This window comes from Vibrio sp. Hep-1b-8 (genome assembly GCF_006124995.1).
Lineage (GTDB): Bacteria > Pseudomonadota > Gammaproteobacteria > Enterobacterales > Vibrionaceae > Vibrio.
Genome location: NZ_QEWN01000108.1, coordinates 83,303 through 101,396, shown reverse-complemented (window position 1 = coordinate 101,396; position 18,094 = coordinate 83,303). Strand labels below are relative to the sequence as shown.

Annotated in this window: 15 protein-coding genes; 7 read left to right on the top strand and 8 right to left on the bottom strand. The window is 44.5% G+C overall.

What is annotated here, in order from left to right:
* Window positions 1-23 precede the first annotated feature (23 nt).
* From prc to DA100_RS12040, 3 genes are all read right to left on the bottom strand, one after another.
* Entirely contained in the window at window positions 24-2,021 is a 1,998-nt protein-coding gene (gene prc / locus DA100_RS12050; RefSeq protein ID WP_138972361.1) for a carboxy terminal-processing peptidase, read from the bottom strand.
* 17 nt (window positions 2,022-2,038) lie between these two features.
* Window positions 2,039-2,668 (bottom strand): RNA chaperone ProQ, encoded by a 630-nt coding sequence (proQ, locus tag DA100_RS12045; protein ID WP_138972360.1) that lies wholly within the window; start codon window positions 2,666-2,668, stop codon window positions 2,039-2,041.
* A 99-nt stretch (window positions 2,669-2,767) separates the two neighbouring features.
* Complete coding sequence (locus tag DA100_RS12040) at window positions 2,768-3,241, bottom strand: GAF domain-containing protein (protein WP_138972359.1); 474 nt, start codon at window positions 3,239-3,241, stop codon at window positions 2,768-2,770.
* Between the two features lie 86 nt (window positions 3,242-3,327).
* On the opposite strand from DA100_RS12040, the gene DA100_RS12035 reads away from it, so the two are divergent.
* The 4 genes from DA100_RS12035 (at window position 3,328) to rsmF (ending at window position 10,556) form a co-directional block, all read left to right on the top strand.
* Window positions 3,328-5,124 (top strand): ABC transporter ATP-binding protein, encoded by a 1,797-nt coding sequence (locus DA100_RS12035; protein WP_138972358.1) that lies wholly within the window; start codon window positions 3,328-3,330, stop codon window positions 5,122-5,124.
* A gap of 36 nt (window positions 5,125-5,160) precedes the next feature.
* A complete protein-coding gene (locus DA100_RS12030) occupies window positions 5,161-6,420 on the top strand; it encodes a paraquat-inducible protein A (protein WP_138972357.1) in 1,260 nt (419 codons plus the stop codon).
* Entirely contained in the window at window positions 6,413-9,046 is a 2,634-nt protein-coding gene (locus DA100_RS12025) for an MlaD family protein (RefSeq protein ID WP_138972356.1), read from the top strand. Before DA100_RS12030 ends, DA100_RS12025 begins: the two co-directional genes overlap by 8 nt.
* Before the next feature lie 85 nt (window positions 9,047-9,131).
* Window positions 9,132-10,556, top strand: coding sequence for a 16S rRNA (cytosine(1407)-C(5))-methyltransferase RsmF (rsmF, locus tag DA100_RS12020; RefSeq protein ID WP_138972355.1), 1,425 nt, complete (start codon window positions 9,132-9,134; stop codon window positions 10,554-10,556).
* A 186-nt stretch (window positions 10,557-10,742) separates the two neighbouring features.
* Here rsmF and DA100_RS12015 read toward each other — a convergent pair whose 3' ends face one another.
* Complete coding sequence (locus DA100_RS12015; protein WP_138972354.1) at window positions 10,743-11,576, bottom strand: S1-like domain-containing RNA-binding protein; 834 nt, start codon at window positions 11,574-11,576, stop codon at window positions 10,743-10,745.
* 89 nt (window positions 11,577-11,665) lie between these two features.
* Between DA100_RS12015 and DA100_RS12010 the strand changes: the two genes are divergently transcribed.
* Complete coding sequence (locus DA100_RS12010) at window positions 11,666-13,051, top strand: hypothetical protein (protein ID WP_138972353.1); 1,386 nt, start codon at window positions 11,666-11,668, stop codon at window positions 13,049-13,051.
* On the opposite strand, the gene DA100_RS12005 is transcribed toward DA100_RS12010, so the two are convergent.
* The 3 genes from DA100_RS12005 to tnpA all read right to left on the bottom strand — a co-directional run bounded on the left by DA100_RS12005 (window position 13,020) and on the right by tnpA (window position 15,086).
* Window positions 13,020-13,499, bottom strand: coding sequence for a DUF4442 domain-containing protein (locus DA100_RS12005; protein WP_138972352.1), 480 nt, complete (start codon window positions 13,497-13,499; stop codon window positions 13,020-13,022). The two genes, DA100_RS12010 and DA100_RS12005, sit on opposite strands and share 32 nt — an antisense overlap.
* A 110-nt stretch (window positions 13,500-13,609) precedes the next feature.
* Window positions 13,610-14,497 carry a putative PEP-binding protein gene (locus DA100_RS12000; protein ID WP_138972351.1) on the bottom strand — a complete coding sequence of 296 codons (888 nt, stop codon included), beginning with the start codon at window positions 14,495-14,497 and terminating at the stop codon, window positions 13,610-13,612.
* A gap of 154 nt (window positions 14,498-14,651) precedes the next feature.
* On the bottom strand, window positions 14,652-15,086 hold the full coding sequence (gene tnpA, locus DA100_RS11995) for an IS200/IS605 family transposase (protein ID WP_138970335.1): 435 nt from the start codon (window positions 15,084-15,086) through the stop codon (window positions 14,652-14,654).
* 239 nt (window positions 15,087-15,325) lie between these two features.
* On the opposite strand from tnpA, the gene DA100_RS11990 reads away from it, so the two are divergent.
* Window positions 15,326-16,378 carry a 3-deoxy-7-phosphoheptulonate synthase gene (locus tag DA100_RS11990; RefSeq protein WP_138972350.1) on the top strand — a complete coding sequence of 351 codons (1,053 nt, stop codon included), beginning with the start codon at window positions 15,326-15,328 and terminating at the stop codon, window positions 16,376-16,378.
* A gap of 16 nt (window positions 16,379-16,394) precedes the next feature.
* On the top strand, window positions 16,395-16,880 hold the full coding sequence (locus DA100_RS11985; protein ID WP_138972349.1) for a YajQ family cyclic di-GMP-binding protein: 486 nt from the start codon (window positions 16,395-16,397) through the stop codon (window positions 16,878-16,880).
* 55 nt (window positions 16,881-16,935) lie between these two features.
* On the opposite strand, the gene DA100_RS11980 is transcribed toward DA100_RS11985, so the two are convergent.
* On the bottom strand, window positions 16,936-17,874 hold the full coding sequence (locus DA100_RS11980; protein WP_138972348.1) for an NAD(P)-dependent oxidoreductase: 939 nt from the start codon (window positions 17,872-17,874) through the stop codon (window positions 16,936-16,938).
* Window positions 17,875-18,094: the final 220 nt, after the last annotated feature.

Genomic DNA, 18,094 nt, shown 5'->3' with positions numbered 1-18,094 from the left:
GCTTTTTAATTGATTGATTTCAATTAAGATTTAATCATATCAACCATTATCGCTACCGATTCGCTAAGGTAGGCATCCGGCGATTCATAATCTTTAGGGATATCATCCAGTGTCTTATACGGCTCTTGACCTGCTGCTTTTTGTCTCTCATTAATTCGAGTTAAACGGCGCGCGTCTGCTGCATCGGTTTCCGCTTTACGTGTTTTCTCGTTGAGCGACAAAGAGTTATCGTCTTTCTCTGCCTTGTATTTTTCAATATCTTCGGCCACAAAACGAAACTCTAGGTCCTTAGCAATACGAGTTTGGTGGTTAGCGGCAAGCTTACCAATCAATGCCTCATTACGCTGTAACATTTCGTATTTAGCTTTGTCAATACGATCCCAAGGCAGTGCATTGTCTTCTACCGACTCACCCGTTTCGCTTGGATCTATCGCTGTAGGGAACGCAATATCTGGGGCGACACCCTTGTTTTGTGTACTACCACCATCAATACGATAGAACTTTTGGATGGTATACTGAACGTAACCCAACTCTTTGTCGAAAAGATCGTAGATATGGTTTAGCGAACGATGTTGCTGAACCGTTCCCTTACCGAAAGAGTTTTCACCCAAAATAATGGCACGCCCATAGTCTTGCATTGCCGCAGCAAAAATCTCTGAAGCGGAAGCACTATAGCGATTAATCAATACCGTTAATGGACCGTCATAACTGATCTTACCGTCGGTATCACTATTGACGTTGACTCGACCATAACTGTCTCTCACTTGGACAACAGGGCCGCTAATGATAAACAAACCGGAAAGTGCTGTTGCTTCAGTGAGTGCACCGCCACCGTTGTTACGAAGATCAACAATGATGCCATCAACACCCTTGCCCTTGAGCTCTTCGATAAGTTTATCGGTGTCTTTTGCAAGTCCGACATAAAAACTTGGTACTTCTAGGACACCAATTTTTTTGCCATCCTTCTCAATCACTTCAGATTTTACCGCTCGGTCTTCTAGACGGATTTTGTCTCGAACGATGGTAACAACATCCGCTTTCGCTTCCTTGCCTTCAGGCAAGATTTGCAGATTAACCTTGGTGCCTTTCGGTCCTTTGATTAGCTGAACAACATCATCAAGACGCCAACCGATGACATCAACGATATCTTCACCATCTTGACCAACACCAATGATTCGATCACCTTCCGCTAGAAGCTTACTATTCGACGCTGGGCCACCAGCCACCAACGAACGGATAACAGTGTAATCGTCTTCCATTTGCAGTACCGCACCAATACCTTCAAGCGACAAATTCATATCAGTTTGAAATTGGTCTGCACTGCGAGGTGAAAGATAGCTAGTATGAGGATCAATCTGACGAGCAAATGCGTTCATGTAGAGCTGGAACGCATCTTCGTTATGAGTTTGACCTAAACGCTTGAGCGCGTTGTTATAACGCTTGCCTAACGTGTCTTTAATCTCATCCCAATCTTTGCCCGTTAACTTTAAGTTCAACGCATCATACTTGACTCGCTTACGCCAAAGTTCATCAAGCTCTGCGGTATCGGCTGGCCATGCGGCTTCACTGCGATCAAGCTCAATGGTTTCATCATTATCGAAACTCATCTCCTGATCGAGGATAGACAAAGCATACTTAAAACGTTCATAACGACGCTTGATTGACAGATTGTAGACATCAAATGCAATCTGGTTATCTCCCGCTTTCAATTGGTCATCGATTCCTGATGTCCATTTTTTGAAAGAGTCGATATCCGCTTGCGTAAAGATATTACGATTGTAATCAAGCATTTCGATATAACGTTCGAAAATAGCTTGAGAAAATTGATCGTTTAGCGAGAAGTGTTTGTAATGAGAACGTGTAAAGCGAGATGTGACACGTTTGCTGGCTGTCTCATGCTGAGCTTCTGGAGTCAGGACTGGTAGGTCCTCTAAACTGATATTTGCTTCTAAAGCATGAGCAGTAGAAGCTGCTAGCAATAAGCTAGCAGCAATCAGCGACAATTTTGAACGGCATTTCATGCGTAGGAGTATCTCCTTTATGCGCGCAAGTGCTCCGCTTTTACAACCATTTGTAGGCCGTTAGTCAGTTGAACACGCACATCTTCCTTATTGATTTCAACGATAGTCGCAGCCATGTTTCCTTTACCCATATTGACGTTTACTTGATTACCAACTTTCACTTCGTCAGCATTCAGAGCACGCGTTTCTACAGGCTTAGCGGCTTTTTGTACTTTATTTTGTTGCGGGCGACGGCCTTGAGGCTTCTTCGCCGCAGGCTTAGCTTTCTCTTTACTTTCTTCGCGAGTTTTAGTCGCTTGCTCTTTACGACGAGCTTGCACTTTAGCTTTGCTTTCAGCTAGTGCTGTTTTTGCGTGTTCTACGTGCTCTTCGTCAAGCTCGCCTGCTGGGTTGCCATCTAAATCTACACGTACTGCACCAGGCTTAACACCGTGAAGGTAACGCCATGATGAAGTGTATTGTCTTAACGCTGCACGAAGTTGAGTTTTGCTTACTTTAGGATCATCGCTTAGACGATCCGCAAGATCTTGAAAGATACCAATTTTAAGTGGTTTAGCTTCACCTTCTAAAGTAAAGCACTTAGGGAAACATTCAGCAATATATGCGATAACTTCTTTGCTGTTTTTTAACTTTTCAGTGTTTTCCATGTGGGTTCCTGGTTATTGCGGTTCATCCGCGAGCATTAAGATTAAATATTTGAGGTATTATAGTGACCTGCAAGCGAAAAACCACACTCAATAGATAATTTATGCCTTGATAGCGTGTGAATTAAGCAGCTTTTCGACTTCCTGCATCAAAAAAGTTAGCCCCTGCTCATCGATTTCATTGAATCGCCCCACTTTCGGACTATCAATATCCAACACACCAAACATTTCACCATCAATCGAAAATGGAATCACGATCTCTGAGTTGCTCGCTGCATCACAGGCGATATGTCCTTCAAACTCATGCACATCATGAACACGCTGAACCGTATTGGTCGCGACCGCGGTTCCACAGACTCCACGCCCTACCGGAATGCGCACACATGCAGGTTTGCCTTGAAACGGGCCAAGCACCAGTTGGTCATCTTTCATTAAATAAAAACCAACCCAGTTTAACTCTTCAAGTTCCATGTTGAGTAAAGCACTGATGTTTGACAAATTGGCGATCAAATCGGTCTCAGATTCGATAAGTGCGATGACTTGTTTGGTTAAGCGTTGATAATGTTCTATTTTCATTTATACATCCATTTGAAAACTAGAGACTTCCACTATGAATCTGCGTACAATTTCGCAAACTACAAATAGTAAGCATTCTCATTATAATGACTAACAATTCCAACACTATTAGCCGTTCTTGGTTGATAACACAAGTAAAACAACACCGCAATAAGCTGATATTTGCCAATGTCATTGCTTTCATCGCCACCTTAATCAGTGTGCCCATTCCATTGTTGATGCCACTTATGGTCGACGAAGTGTTGCTCAACCAACCCGGTACGGGCCTTAAAGTGATGAACCAACTGTTACCTGATTCGATGCAGACAGCAACTGGCTATATCTTTTTGACCCTGCTCTTAGTTGTACTTATGCGTACGGCTAGCCAAGCACTTTCCATCGTACAGAGCCGTCAGTTTACTTTGGTATCTAAAACCATTACGTATCAAATGCGTAGCAAAATGATCGATAAACTCGGCCGTATCAGCATTCGGCAGTATGAGACTCGTGGCTCTGGAGGTATCAATGCTCACTTGATTACTGACATAGAAACCATCGATCAGTTTATTGGTTCGACTCTCAGTAAATTTCTTATCAGCCTGTTGACTGTCATAGGTACTGCAGGGGTTCTTCTCTGGCTAGACTGGCGTTTAGGTCTGTTTATTCTTTTGGTTAATCCGGTTGTAATCTATTTTTCGCGTAAGCTAGGCAGTAAAGTAAAGCATCTTAAAAAGCGCGAAAATCAATCGTTTGAACGTTTTCAGAATCGATTAGTCGAGACCTTAGATGGCATCTATCAACTAAGAGCGGCAAATCGAGAACGGGAATTTCTTAACGAACTAAAAACCCATGCAGACCACATTCGCCAAGATGCAGATAAGTATGCATGGCAATCGGAAGCCGCTGGTCGAGTCTCTTTCCTTCTATTTTTATTAGGATTTGAGTTATTCCGTGCAGTTGCAATGTTAATGGTCTTGTTTAGTGACCTGACCATAGGTCAAATCTTCGCAGTATTTGGCTACCTTTGGTTCATGCTCTCTCCTGTTCAAGAACTGCTTGGCATTCAGTTTTCTTGGTATAGTGCCAAAGCCGCACTGAAACGGATCAATGCCCTATTAGATTTAGAAGAAGAACATCGCCCTCAAAGTAAGGTGAATCCATTTACTGATGATCGAGAAGTCGATGTTGAAATCGACAAGGTGAGTTTTTCTTACAATGATGAAGTACAAGTCCTCTCTAAATTGAGCCTCACCATACCAGCGGGTAAAAAAGTGGCGCTGGTCGGTTCCAGCGGCGGGGGCAAGTCAACATTGATCCAGTTGCTTATCGGTGTGTATCAGCCTAACTCCGGCTATATCCGCTACAATGGTCAAGCGACAAATGATATCAGTTTTGAAATAATTAGAGAGCAAATTGCCGTTGTATTACAACAGCCTATACTCTTTAATGACACTTTAAGGCATAATCTGACACTAGGCACAGAATATGATGACTTATCTTTATGGCGTGCGCTTGAAGTTGCGCAGATGCAAGATGTCATCAGTCAACTCAGTGATGGACTTGATACGCAAATAGGCCGCAATGGTATTCGGCTGTCAGGTGGACAACGTCAGCGCCTAGCGATTGCGAGAATGATATTGAGTAATCCTAAGTTTGTCATTTTGGATGAAGCGACGTCGGCACTCGATACTGCAACAGAAGCCGCATTGCATAAAGCGCTTACCGAGTTTCTACGTGGTCGCACAACATTAATTGTCGCGCATAGATTGTCCGCGGTTAAACAGGCAGATTTGATCTACGTACTTGAAGACGGTCAAGTATCTCAAGCAGGTACTCATGGAGAATTGGTTGAACAGCAAGGCTTATATCAAACCTTATACGGCAACGTGCAAAGTCACGCTTAGGCCCTTTTCTCATGCCAAAAATATAGAGGGGCTGCGATGAACGCCCCTCAGCTCTTGCATGCTCATGACTCCAAGCCAACCAATATTAGGCTTTGCCACGGCTGTGAACTACCCGTTGACCTTGTCTCTGTGGAGAGAGGCAAAAGCGCCTACTGCCCTAGATGCAATAGTCATCTATACCGAGGGGGGAATCCTTCTCTGTCAGGCAATTTAGCGATTGCAATAACTTGCCTTTTACTGTTTGTTCCTTCGCACTTTTTCGAGTTTATAAGCATTCGTCTTTTCGGCGTGATGATTCCTGCGACTTTACCCTCAGGCGTATTGGCACTTTTTCAAGAAGGTTTTGTACTCCTGTCACTGCTTATTTTCTTTTGCAGTTCGATAGCGCCCCTTTTGTTGTGTAGTTCGGTTGTCGCGGCGCATATCGCGCTGAGCAAAGGCTCGTTTCGTTTGCTCAAGAGTTCGCTGTCAATTATTGACTATGTCAAAGCGTGGGTAATGATTGATGTCTTTCTTGTTAGCATCGCCATTTCGTGTTTCAAACTCCAAGATTACTCGGATATCTACGTTGGACCGGGCTTGATTGGTCTAGTGCTGCTGCAAGTCTCTACCGTACTACTGGTGACACGAGTAAACGTGCGCCGATACTGGGAAGTGTTTCATGCGGAAGAGCAATACGCGTTGTCAGAAAAAACGCTTCACTGCCATCACTGTCACCTTTCTCAACCTGAAGGGACGGAATGCTTGCGTTGTAAAAGCCCTATCCATCATCGCAAACCGTACTCGATTCAAAAAACATGGGCTTATCTCATCGCCGCCAGTATTGCGATATTTCCTGCTAACATCATTCCAATTTCAATTTTATTAACTAACGGCAAACGCTTAGAAGATACCATTTTTTCTGGCGTTGCTTCGCTAGTAAATAGTGGAATGACTGGCATCGCCATCATCATTTTTGTTGCCAGTATCGTGGTTCCCGTTGCCAAGATCCTAGGGCTGTCTTACCTGTTAATGGCGATACAGTTCAAACGCAAGATTTACCACAAACACAGAATGCGCATCTATTTTGTCATTAAATGGATTGGTCGCTGGTCGATGATGGATCTGTTTGTCATCTCGATCATGATGACATTAGTTGATAGAGGCCAAATTCTCGACTTTACACCAGGCTATGGCGCGGTCGCATTTGGTATTGTAGTTGTGCTCACCATGTTAGCCGCAGAAAGCATGGATCCGAGACTAATTTGGGACAATTACCCAGAAGAATTTGATAGAAAAGAGTCGTTAAATGAGTAACCCTTCTCCCACACAAAACTCATATTCCCCGCATATCAAGCGTAATAAAGGAATATCACCACTTTGGCTGCTACCAATCTTAACTATGGTACTGGCAGGATGGCTGGTGTTCAAAGCCGTGCAAGATGCCGGGCAACGAGTCCAGATCTACTTCTCTGATGCACAAGGCTTGATCGCAGGAAGAACCACCATCCGCTATCAAGGCTTAGAAGTGGGCATGGTGAAAGACATCAATTTGTCCCCAGACTTACAGAGTATCTACGTCGATGCGGACATCTACCCACAAGCCACGAAATTGCTGACCAAAGAAGCGCGTTTCTGGTTGGTCAAACCCACAGCGAGTCTGTCTGGGATTTCTGGCCTTGATGCACTTGTTTCGGGTAACTATATCGCGATTTCTCCAGGTAATAACCCTTCCGAGCCTGAGACCAAGTTTACCGCTCTAGAGCGTGCTCCCTCCGATTTACTGGCAAACCAAGGGCTTAATATTTCACTAAAATCGAGAGACTTAGGCGGTATCTCGGTCGGTTCACAAATCGTTTATCGAAAGATACCGATTGGTGAAGTGTATAGCTATCAGCTTGACCGTGATTCGAAAAACGTCATCATCCAAGCCTCGATACGCGATGAGTATCGCCACATCATCACCGACGATAGCCGCTTCTGGAACGTCAGTGGTATTGGTGCCAACATAGGATTCGAAGGGGTTGATGTAAAACTGGAAAGTTTCAGTGCTCTGCTTGGAGGCTCTATTGCTGTCGACTCACCTGATGGTGGTGAGCCTGTTGCAGATAACTCTCAGTTTAAACTCTATCCAGATTTAAAAACCGCTGGTCGAGGTATCGCAATAAAGATTGATTTACCAGATGACAACAAGATCAACGCTTCTGGCGCACCAATCATGTACCGTGGTATCGAGATCGGACAGATTACAGATTTAGAGTTGAGTCAAGGTAGAGAGAACATCGTTGCTTCTGCAGCAATCCAGCCTGCTTTTAGTGACATGCTGACAACGGGTAGCCGCTTCATTCTTGAAGAAGCGAAAGTCTCTCTATCGGGAGTAGAAAACATCGCTAACATCGTAAAAGGTAACTTCCTGACCGTGGTTCCTGGTGACGGCGAGCGTTCACGACATTTTAGCGCAGTAAGAAAAGACGACTTCAAACGCCAACAAGCCCACTCTGTCTCACTTCAATTAGTGTCAGACAATTCGTTTGGACTCGATCAGGGTGCCAACATCCTCTACCGTGGTATCAGCGTAGGTTCGGTAACGCAAGTGAGCCTAGTTAACGACAAAGTGCAGCTAGATGCGCTAATCGATAGCGACTATGCGCACCTTATTAAGTCTCAAAACCGCTTCTTCGTGACAGGTAGCGCCAGTGCCGAATTGACTGAATCAGGCTTGAATATTACCGTGCCACCAGCAAAACAGCTTCTAACGGGTTCTATTAGTTTCGTTAGTGAAGGAAAAGCTCAGCCACAGGCGCAATACACGCTCTATCAAAACAAATCACTTGCAGAACTCGCTAAGTACAATATCTCAGGTTCTACCAAGTTGACCCTTTTTGCTAACGAATTACCTTCGATCAGTAAAGGCAGTCCTCTGTTGTATCGAAATCTGCAAGTGGGTAATGTTGCTGACTTCTATTTGGTCGACGGTGGTGTCATCATCAGCGCGAGTATAGAAAATCAATATAAGCACCTTGTCACTGATCAAACCGTATTCTGGAACCGCTCAGGCGTTGAGATAGATGCAAGCCTTGCAGGCATCAACGTTAAGGCTGCCCCACTCACCTCTTTGATCCAGGGAGGCATTGCATTCGATTCTCTGCCTGGAGTCGAAAATAAGCAAAACGGCAAATGGTTGCTCTACTCAGACTTCAAGACTGCAAGGAAATATGGCCAAGTGATCTCATTGACACTCAATGGCGAAAACACAATCACAAAAGGCACTTCAATCAACTATAACGGAGTAAAAGTTGGTGAGGTCACCTTGGTTATTCCAGACTTCAAACTCAACAGAGTAGAAGTCAAGGCGCGTATATTACCTGAATACACCAATACAATTGCGGTTGCTGGGTCGTACTTCTGGTTACCTAAAGCGCAAGTGGGTCTTAGTGGTGTGAAGAACATTCAAAACCTCCTGGCACAATCGATCAACGTGTTACCGGGTAACGGCAAAGCGACATATGCCTTTGAACTTAACCACCAACAACCGGCGATAAACGGCATTACCTTCACCCTACAAAGTGAATCTCGCGGCTCTATCACTGTTGGTACACCGGTACTCTATCGTGAGATAGAAGTCGGTCAAGTAACCAATGTTCAGTTAGGTGAATTTGCTGATCGCGTCATATCGACCATTGCTATTGAGCCTCAATACGCCTATTTAGTTCGTCAAAACAGTGTTTTCTGGAACACATCTGGCGTCGACGTATCGATCGGTATTACCGGTGCCAATGTTAGAGCCGGCACAATTGATAGTATTGTTCGTGGTGGAATAACTTTTGCGACGCCAGAACAAAAACAATTGGAGCCAATCGCTCGTCAAGGTCAGTCCTTCTACCTATATACCAAAGCTGAAGACAGCTGGCGCACATGGCGTACAGCGATACCAAAACCTTAATCCATGGGAAACGCAGCGAATTCGCTGCGTTTTTTATTGAAATTAGCTATAATCACCGACCGTTTACGCTTGTAGAGACAGAACCTTGCACCAGAACGTATACCTACCAGACGACTTTCTCGCTGAAATGCAATCAATCCTACCCCAAGGACTGAACATGGCGGATTTTATCGCCGCATGTCAGCGCCCATTGCGTAAGAGTATTCGGGTCAACACACTCAAAATCTCAATCGATGAGTTTGTTCAACGAGCACAACACAAAGGATGGCAACTTCAACCTGTACCCTGGTGTGAGGAAGGATTCTGGATTGACGCAGACGAATCGGAAGTCCCGCTAGGTAACTCGGCAGAACACATGTCTGGGCTTTTTTATATCCAAGAAGCCAGCTCTATGATGCCCGTATCCGCTTTATTCTTGGATGACCAAGATGACTTCACCAGTGTGCTCGATATGGCGGCTGCACCAGGCTCGAAAACCACTCAGATTGCGTCAAAGATGAACAACCAAGGTGTGCTCGTTGCCAACGAGTTTTCCGCAAGCCGTGTAAAAGTACTCCACGCTAACATAGAGCGCTGTGGAGTACGTAACGCCGCTCTTAGCAACTTTGATGGTCGTGTGTTTGGTGGCTGGTTGCCCGAGCACTTTGATGCAGTATTGATTGATGCACCTTGTTCAGGTGAAGGTACGGTACGTAAAGACGCAGACGCCATGAAGAACTGGAGTAAAGAGTCGGTCCTTTCGATTTCTGACACACAAAAAGATCTGATTGAAAGCGCTTTTCATGCGTTAAAACCTGGCGGCGTTATGGTCTACTCAACCTGCACGCTCAGTATTGAAGAGAATCAACAAGTATGTCATCACCTTAAAGCGACCTTTGGTGATGCTGTAGAGTTCGATAGCCTCGCTTCCCTTTTCCCTGATGCCGATAAAGCTCTTACCGAAGACGGTTTTCTACACATATTCCCTCAGGTATATGATTGTGAAGGCTTCTTTGTTGCACGTATGCGCAAACTTGCGTCAGTCTCCGCCCCTCAAGTGAAAAAGCGTTTGGGCAAATTTCCGTTTGAGAAAGCGAGCGCTAAAGTACAAGCGGACATTGCTAAACAACTCCACACTCAACTGGAGATTAATTTACCTCAAGCATCTTCTATCTGGTTGAGAGACAACGACGTATGGTTGTTCCCTGATGCTCTTGAACCTATGCTTGGTGAGCTTAGATTCTCCCGAATGGGGATCAAAATTGCTGAAGCCCACAAAAAGGGCTACCGCTGGCAGCATCAAGTTGCAACGGCATTAGCTACTGGTAAAGAGAGAACAGCCCTAGCACTTTCTATTGATGAGGCTCGTGAGTGGTTTATGGGACGTGATGTTCGCCCTGCTGACCTATCCGGTCAAGGTGAAGTGATCGTAACACTCGCTAACGATGTGATTGGATTAGGAAAGTGGGTGGGTAACCGTATCAAGAATGGACTACCAAGAGAGTTGGTCAGAGACAAAAGCTTGTTTTAAGCGGTCATTAAATAGTATGAAATTCTACAAAATCCTAGCGCATTGCCGATCATAAACTACAATTAGGTTATCGATATATACAATATATCAGACAGTTAGCGCAGGCTCTGTAGGAGCCGTTCCCCTAGGCCCAAAGCAGGATCAGCTCTGGGCCTTTTTTTCGGCTTAACAGTCAAACCAATTGTGTTAACTCAGGCGAATGCCCTCTTTCTCAATCACAATTTTACCCTGTTTGTACAGACCGCCGATCGTCTTCTTGAACGTGCCTTTACTAGTACGGAAAGCGGCAAAGATAGCTTCTGGCGATGACTTGTCATTGAGAGGTAAGAATCCACCCTTCTTCTCCAATAAGTCCATCACCTTCTGGCTCAGTTCATCCATCTTGCCAACCCCGATTTTCTGCAGGGACAGGTCGATTTTGCCATCTTCGCGAATATTCTTGATGTAACCTTTAAGTCGCTTACCAATAAATAACTTACCAAACACATCTGATTTAAAAATCATTCCCCAGTGCTGGCCTTCCACAATGGCTTTGTAACCAAGTTCGCTACGCTCTGCGATGATTAAATCAACCTGTTGGTTGCGAGTGTAATTTGCTGGTGTTTTATCCAGCAGTTTATTAAACTTCGTTGTTCCAACAATTCGTCCAGAAGCTTTATCGCTGTAGACATAAACAAGTACGGTTTGCCCCGCCGCAAAACGTGAACGTTGCTCACTAAAAGGTATCAGTAGGTCTTTACCTTTGATACCCCAATCAGCGAAAGCACCGGTAGTGTTGACACCTTCGATCTTCATCAACCCCCATTCGCCGACTTGAGCAACAGGAGTCTCAGTTGTTGCGACTAACTGACTGTCAGAATCAAAGTATAAAAATGCATCTATAACGCTACCAATTTCCACACCTTCAGGTACAAAACGTTTTGGAAGCAAGGTCGTACCGTAATCTCCGGCATCGAGAAATACGCCAAAATCGGCTATTTTTACTACTTCTAAGTGGTTCGTCTGACCAACTTTAATCATTTCAACTGTCTCTTGTTAAATTTGCGGTGATTATAGCGAATCTCTGTTATGCTTGCGCCAGATATTTATACCTTTTTTAGGAGCGTTAATTGATCACTGTTGATAAGCAGGACGGCATCACTCTCAAGATTTCTCATGCGATGGCAGCGACAAAAAAATCGGATTTAGATCTCTATTTTTTCGTACCTGGTGAGCTTGGGCTTTCGCCGGACATCCTTAAAGAGAGTGAATTCTACTATGAGTCGATATCTCAAAAACGCGCTTACTACAGTGACAAAACCCTCCTTCCTCTCGTGCACAGCCGCTTAGCTAAACGAGGTAGGCTCTCTTCAACTCAATACCGTGTCAGTTTGAGTTTGTTCGCCTATCAGTATGTTATCGCGCTAGACAAAGCGGTCAACGAACTCAATAAACACAATACCGAGTCTGTCACTACTGACGAGGTCGACGAAGTCATCAACCTCTCTCTCGATATTCTCAAGAAACTGCGCCGTAGTATTCCTTACGAAGAGAGCTTAAAGCGTTACTACGCCAATATAGACAACTATCTTTCTTGGTACACAGGACAGCGTTTGATGTCGCTTGTCGCACATATGCCTCGTGATAGCGAGTATAAGAGCCTTAAAGAGAGTTTGCTCGCCATTGTAGAAAAAGAAGCAGCGCACCGAAAGCTCAACAATTATAACTCCAAAAGTGTTCGTGATGACGTCATACGACTCAGTAATAAAATGCGCCTATTGCGCCGCCTGATAGAACATCCGGTGGTATTGAAGGAGCGCACGCAGTCGCTGGGTAACAATATGAAGCGAGTCGTTAAAGGCAGTGCAACTGGCTTTGTCATGGTGTTTGTTACCATCACAGCCATTCTTGCTCGTGACTACTGGGGAGAGATCACCGCCTCTTTCATTGTCTTAATGTCATTTGTTTACGCATTAAGGGAAATTTTTAAAGATGACCTGCGTGATGTGATGTGGCGATGGCTTCGCAAAGGCCGCCCAAAATGGCGTAAACTTTACTTAGACCCAACAACCATGAAAGCGGTGGGACAGAAACTCGAATGGCTAGACTATAAGGTTCTCGATAAGTTGCCTGACCGAATTCAGTCAATCCGCAAGAAACGCGTTGTCCAGCGTGAAGAACAAGTGCTTCACTACAGCTCTAAAACTGAAATGTCGACATCGAAGTTTATGAGTGGTTATGAAGAAACGCGTGAGTCTTTGTTGGTTAGCATGCGTGAATTAACTCGCTTGATGGACAAAGGCTCAAATAAGGTTTACATGAACAATAACGGGCAGGTAAGTCGCGAGTCGGTTGAAAAACGTCATCTTATCAATCTGATTGCCAAAGAAGATAATCACGACGGCCAGCCACGCTACTATCGTTGGAAGATCATTCTCAACCGAAGCAAGATCGTCGCAATTGAACAAATTGAAGTGGATGACGTTAGCCATCCATTCTCTTCAATGACAGAGTAAGTAAAAATTCCGCCATAGGTTCATCGCCGTGCAGACTTGGGCAAATGGCGGTAATTTTCACTGCTTGATTGACGCGCTCACCAGTAGCGAAAGTCCTCTCTAGCATGTCATCGATCAACTTGCCATCTTCACAAACGAAATGAACATCTGCTTCGGGACGTTTGAGAAACTGCCCTTCTACTGCTTTAAAGGCTAGTGATACCCTTTTGCCGCACTGCTCAGCTTTACTCATCGCCATAAAACCTCCTGCGACATCAGCCCCGACAGCCAATGCACCAAAATACATACTGTTGAGGTGATTTTTGGTTCTTCTTTTTAGGGGAATTTTGACTTCAACACGCTCGGCATTCAGTTCCAATATCTTTGGCCGAGCCAGCCAAATAAACGGCACTTTAAAAAATCCGAACAGATTGAGATAGAGATTTGCTTTTGAGAGAGCTGACAACATTGAACTAGTCCGACCAGTGAAATTCATCTTAGTTCATAACGAACAACGCCCAATGTCAACATTTCATTAACATTAGGCGTTATAAACAGTGACTTAACAACCAGTTTGAGTTACAACGTCACCAAAACGTCTATCTGTGGATGCTCAACGATGTACTCTTGTAAACGAGCATATTGAACTAACCCATTACTGACTAGAACAATCGGCTTATTGCTGTTCGTCGCCGCGTCGACGGCCTGCTCAATCAGCATCATGACAGCTTCGCTTTCCGGATCAAACAGATACTCCAACTCCTCACTAAGGCGATCAACCCCTAAGGTGAATTGAGCTAAGTTTTCCACATTGATCACCAAGCCATCAAAGTAATGAAGTAATCGCTCTGATAACAACGCGCCCGATGGTACATCAACGGTATAGAGAACTTTCAAACCATTGAGTCCCCTTGGTAAACCTTGTTCTGCGAGTAAGTCGATTACTTTGGCGGCATCAGACAATCCTCTGACAAAAGGTACGACAATTTCAACATCGCAACCTTGCTGCTGCAATGCCTTAATCACCTGACACTCTAGCGTAAACAACTGGACAAATTTCTCATGGGCAAAACGAGAGACACCGCGCAAACCAAGCGCTGGGTTAACTTCAGTTGGCTCAAGCTGTCCCCCCAACAGTGTTCGGAAACTGTAGCTGTCGGCACCACCTAGATCGATGCGTACCGACTGATGTTGTGGCTTCACTGCCGCTAAAATCTGTTCAGTGAGTGTCGATACGAAGTGCAACTCTAGCGTCTGCTCGCCCAAGATGGCATTAATTGATGCCACTTCACTCTCTTCAAGAGATGGCAAAATCGCGGCATGATCGGGATGGTAGAAGACATGTTCTAAAATCATTTCTGACAATGATACAAAAAGGTGCGAACCACTGGTTGCTTGATCAAGCTGAGGAAGTGAATCGCCGAGGTTTAGCGCAGGATGCATACTGCTAGAACGGGTTAAACTCATTACTGCTCCAGGCAAAGGTTTTCGTTGTATTTCTATTCCTCAACATACCTATCGTATGTCGATAATACAAGGGGTTGCTAGCATTTTTAGTAAGTAAATTACCACCTTCTAAAGAAGGTGGCTTTGTGTGAGCCCCCTAAAAGGGGGCCTTTGTTTAGTCCAGCGCTAATTGTTGCTGTTCCACGCGCTCTTTCTTCTCCTGATGTCTTACATAACGTCGAATGATTTCTTCATTAATTCCTACACTATCGACAAAATAGCCCCTTTGCCAAAAGTGATTACCCCAAAGCTTATTTTTCCTCAAATATGGAAACTTACTGAAGAGCTTTAAGGCTATTTTGCCTTTCAATACGCCCATCAACTTGGATATTGATAGCTTGGGTGGAACCTTTACGACTAAGTGCACGTGGTCAACTTGGACGTTCAGCTCAACAACTTCCCATCCAAGTTGATTACAGTAAACATTTATACACCGATAAACTTCTTTGCCTACATTGTTCTTCAAGATCCTAAATCTGTATTTTGGCGTCCACACTATGTGATATTGACATCTCCAAAATACGTGGGAAGCTTGATTGTATCTACTCATGTTATTTGTCCTCTTTGACTTCGCTAAAAATCAAGGGAGCATTTAACATGGGTAGAACTACAGGCAAAGCCTCACTGAATGATAACCACCTACTGAAGTAGGTGGTTTAGGGCTGAAAATAAAAGTGCATAGATTTGCACTTTGCAGTTTAATGCTAATAAGAATCGCGATAAGTGGTTTATTCCTATCTTGGTTTCCGTTATCTTTACCGCTTCGTAATAAAAAGAACAGGCTGTCGTATGCCATTAAAAACCGATGAATTAAGAACCCAACCATTGGGTCCAATGCCAACTCCGGCAGAATTAGGAAGCGCCCATCCAATTACCGATGAGGTCGCTGAGCGTATCGCACAGTCACGTCGCCAAATTGAAAATATCCTTACAGGGGAAGACCAGCGCCTATTGGTAATTGTCGGCCCATGTTCCGTGCACGATACCGATGCCGCCCTTGACTACGCAGAGCGTTTAGCCGCTGTGCAAGATCAGTATAAAGATGAACTGTTCATCGTTATGCGCACCTATTTTGAAAAGCCTCGCACTGTCGTAGGTTGGAAGGGGTTAATTACTGACCCAAATCTTGATGGCTCTTATGCGCTAGAAACAGGTTTGAACAAAGCCCGTAAGCTATTGCTCGATATCAATAAGCTTGGTTTAGCAACTGCTACCGAGTTTTTAGATATGATCACTGGCCAGTACATTGCAGATCTCATTACATGGGGTGCGATTGGTGCACGTACGACCGAATCACAAATCCATCGTGAAATGGCGTCCGCACTCTCTTGCCCAGTTGGTTTTAAAAATGGTACCAACGGGAACATCAAGATCGCTATCGATGCAATTCGTGCATCTCTAGCGTCTCACTATTTTTATTCACCAGACAAAAACGGCCGTATGACCGTATATCGCACTAGCGGTAACCCATTTGGTCACGTTATCCTTCGTGGCGGTGAAAAAGGCCCTAACTTTGATGCAGCATCCGTCGATGCAGCATGTAAACAACTGGGCGAGTTTGGCCTACCTGAACGCCTTGTGGTTGATTTTAGCCACGCTAACTGCCAAAAGCAGCACAGAAAACAACTTGAAGTCGCTGAAGACATCTGTGAACAAATCAAGTCAGGTAAAAATCAAGTAGCAGGCATCATGGCTGAAAGCTTCATTAACGAAGGTAATCAATCCATGGAAGACCTAAGTAATCTTACTTACGGTCAGTCGATCACAGACCCTTGCTTAGGCTGGGATGATACAGCCACTATGCTTGACATGCTGGCAAATGCCGTAAAAGCTCGCTCGTAATAATAAGGACTCCAACATGCCATCATTTGATATTGTTTCTGAAATCGATACTGTTGAACTACGTAACGCAGTAGACAATGCGTCACGCGAGCTAACAACTCGTTTTGATTTTCGTGGCGTTGAAGCGTCATTCGAGATGCAAAAAGACGAATCGGTGAAGCTAAGCGCAGAGGGTGAATTTCAGCTTAAGCAACTACGCGATATGTTACGCGGTAACTTAACTAAGCGCGGCGTTGATGTTAATGCAATGGAAGCCAAACCAGAAGAAGCATCAGGAAGAAACTGGCATCAAATCGTTGTATTTAAGCAAGGCATCGAAACGCCAATGGCGAAAAAAATCGTTAAACTGATTAAAGACAACAAGATGAAAGTTCAAGCATCGATTCAAGGCGACAAGGTTCGTGTAACTGGTAAGAAGCGTGATGATCTGCAAGCTGCTATTGCACTGATCCGTGAATCAGATCTAGGTCAACCATTCCAGTATGAGAACTTCCGCGACTAATATCTTTTATTCGCCTGTTTGATAAGTAAAAGGGCCACATCTTAGTGGCCCTTTTCTATTTCACCGTTCCCAGCTCTATTAGCAAATCCTTGCCCTGTAAGAAGGTAACTCTTTTCGATTTAGGTGGCATTAACACCACCACTCTTTGATCGTGACTTCGAGCTTTCTGCAGTTCATTGCTAAAATCCGCCTCACTCTTGCATTCAACTCTTTCCGCATCACGGCGAACGAGGTCAATAAACGCAAAAGGACAGTTCGGGTCATGCAACACTATCTCGGCCTGCTGCATCAATCTCAATGCTTTCAAGGTAAGAAGCTCGACATCTTCACCATACTCGATCCAAGTTACCGAACCACTCTGGTCGACCCCCTCTTGCAGCAGCGCTTGATAGGCTCTCTCTAGATCGCCATTGTTGGTCGCTCTTTCAACATCTGAGCGCGAAAAATAAGCTTCCCAAAATTTACGTCGTTGCTCAACGCTAGCAAAACGACTTTTAATGTCATTACGCTTAGAGGCCGCGAAGTCAGCTTGTATCGCTAGGTTTTGCGGTAACACAGCCTCTAGCTTTTCTCTCACATTCCTAATCAAAACGGGTGAAGAGCCACCACTCGATATCGCGAGTTGTATCCGGCCACGGTTAATCATCGAAGGCGTAATAAAGTCGCAGTATGGTAGGTCATCCACGACATTCACCAATATCCCTTTCCGCTTAGCGTCATGATGGACTTGGTGATTCAAATCTGGATTGTCGGTTGTCGCCCAAACTTGAACATAGCAACTTTCGAGTAACTCGGCAGAATAGAACCCTTGGATCCATTGGCAGTCCCCTTTTTCGATCAAGTTGGCGAGGTAAGACTCCACATTGGGTGAGACGATCGTAACATTCGCTCCCGCCCTAACTAGGCTATCTACTTTGCGGCTTGCGACCTCACCCCCACCAACGACCAGAACGGGTTTATGAGTTAAGTCTATAAACAGTGGAAAATACTGCATTTCATTCCTTGAGTTACTAAAAACATCTTCAGCCTTGATACTACCAAAAATAGAGCAATAGATTCATTCCCAATTCAGATTACACCTAATAAATGACCAAATTTCGAACTATTTTTAGCTTTTTTAACTAATTGATAACAGTGATACCAATTTGAACCCTATATGTATTGATAAATTTATTACACCATCCTGTCGCACCAAATTTGTGACCTCTTGCACT

Coding starts and splice junctions, on each gene's coding strand:
- DA100_RS12035 (WP_138972358.1), top strand. CDS start 3,328: ATGACTAACAATTCCAACACTATTAGCCGTTCTTGGTTGATAACACAA.
- DA100_RS12000 (WP_138972351.1), bottom strand. CDS start 14,497: ATGAGTTTAACCCGTTCTAGCAGTATGCATCCTGCGCTAAACCTCGGC.
- DA100_RS12030 (WP_138972357.1), top strand. CDS start 5,161: ATGAACGCCCCTCAGCTCTTGCATGCTCATGACTCCAAGCCAACCAAT.
- DA100_RS11985 (WP_138972349.1), top strand. CDS start 16,395: ATGCCATCATTTGATATTGTTTCTGAAATCGATACTGTTGAACTACGT.
- tnpA (WP_138970335.1), bottom strand. CDS start 15,086: ATGAGTAGATACAATCAAGCTTCCCACGTATTTTGGAGATGTCAATAT.
- DA100_RS12025 (WP_138972356.1), top strand. CDS start 6,413: ATGAGTAACCCTTCTCCCACACAAAACTCATATTCCCCGCATATCAAG.
- DA100_RS12005 (WP_138972352.1), bottom strand. CDS start 13,499: ATGTTGTCAGCTCTCTCAAAAGCAAATCTCTATCTCAATCTGTTCGGA.
- prc (WP_138972361.1), bottom strand. CDS start 2,021: ATGAAATGCCGTTCAAAATTGTCGCTGATTGCTGCTAGCTTATTGCTA.
- DA100_RS11980 (WP_138972348.1), bottom strand. CDS start 17,874: ATGCAGTATTTTCCACTGTTTATAGACTTAACTCATAAACCCGTTCTG.
- proQ (WP_138972360.1), bottom strand. CDS start 2,668: ATGGAAAACACTGAAAAGTTAAAAAACAGCAAAGAAGTTATCGCATAT.
- DA100_RS12015 (WP_138972354.1), bottom strand. CDS start 11,576: ATGATTAAAGTTGGTCAGACGAACCACTTAGAAGTAGTAAAAATAGCC.
- DA100_RS11990 (WP_138972350.1), top strand. CDS start 15,326: ATGCCATTAAAAACCGATGAATTAAGAACCCAACCATTGGGTCCAATG.
- DA100_RS12040 (WP_138972359.1), bottom strand. CDS start 3,241: ATGAAAATAGAACATTATCAACGCTTAACCAAACAAGTCATCGCACTT.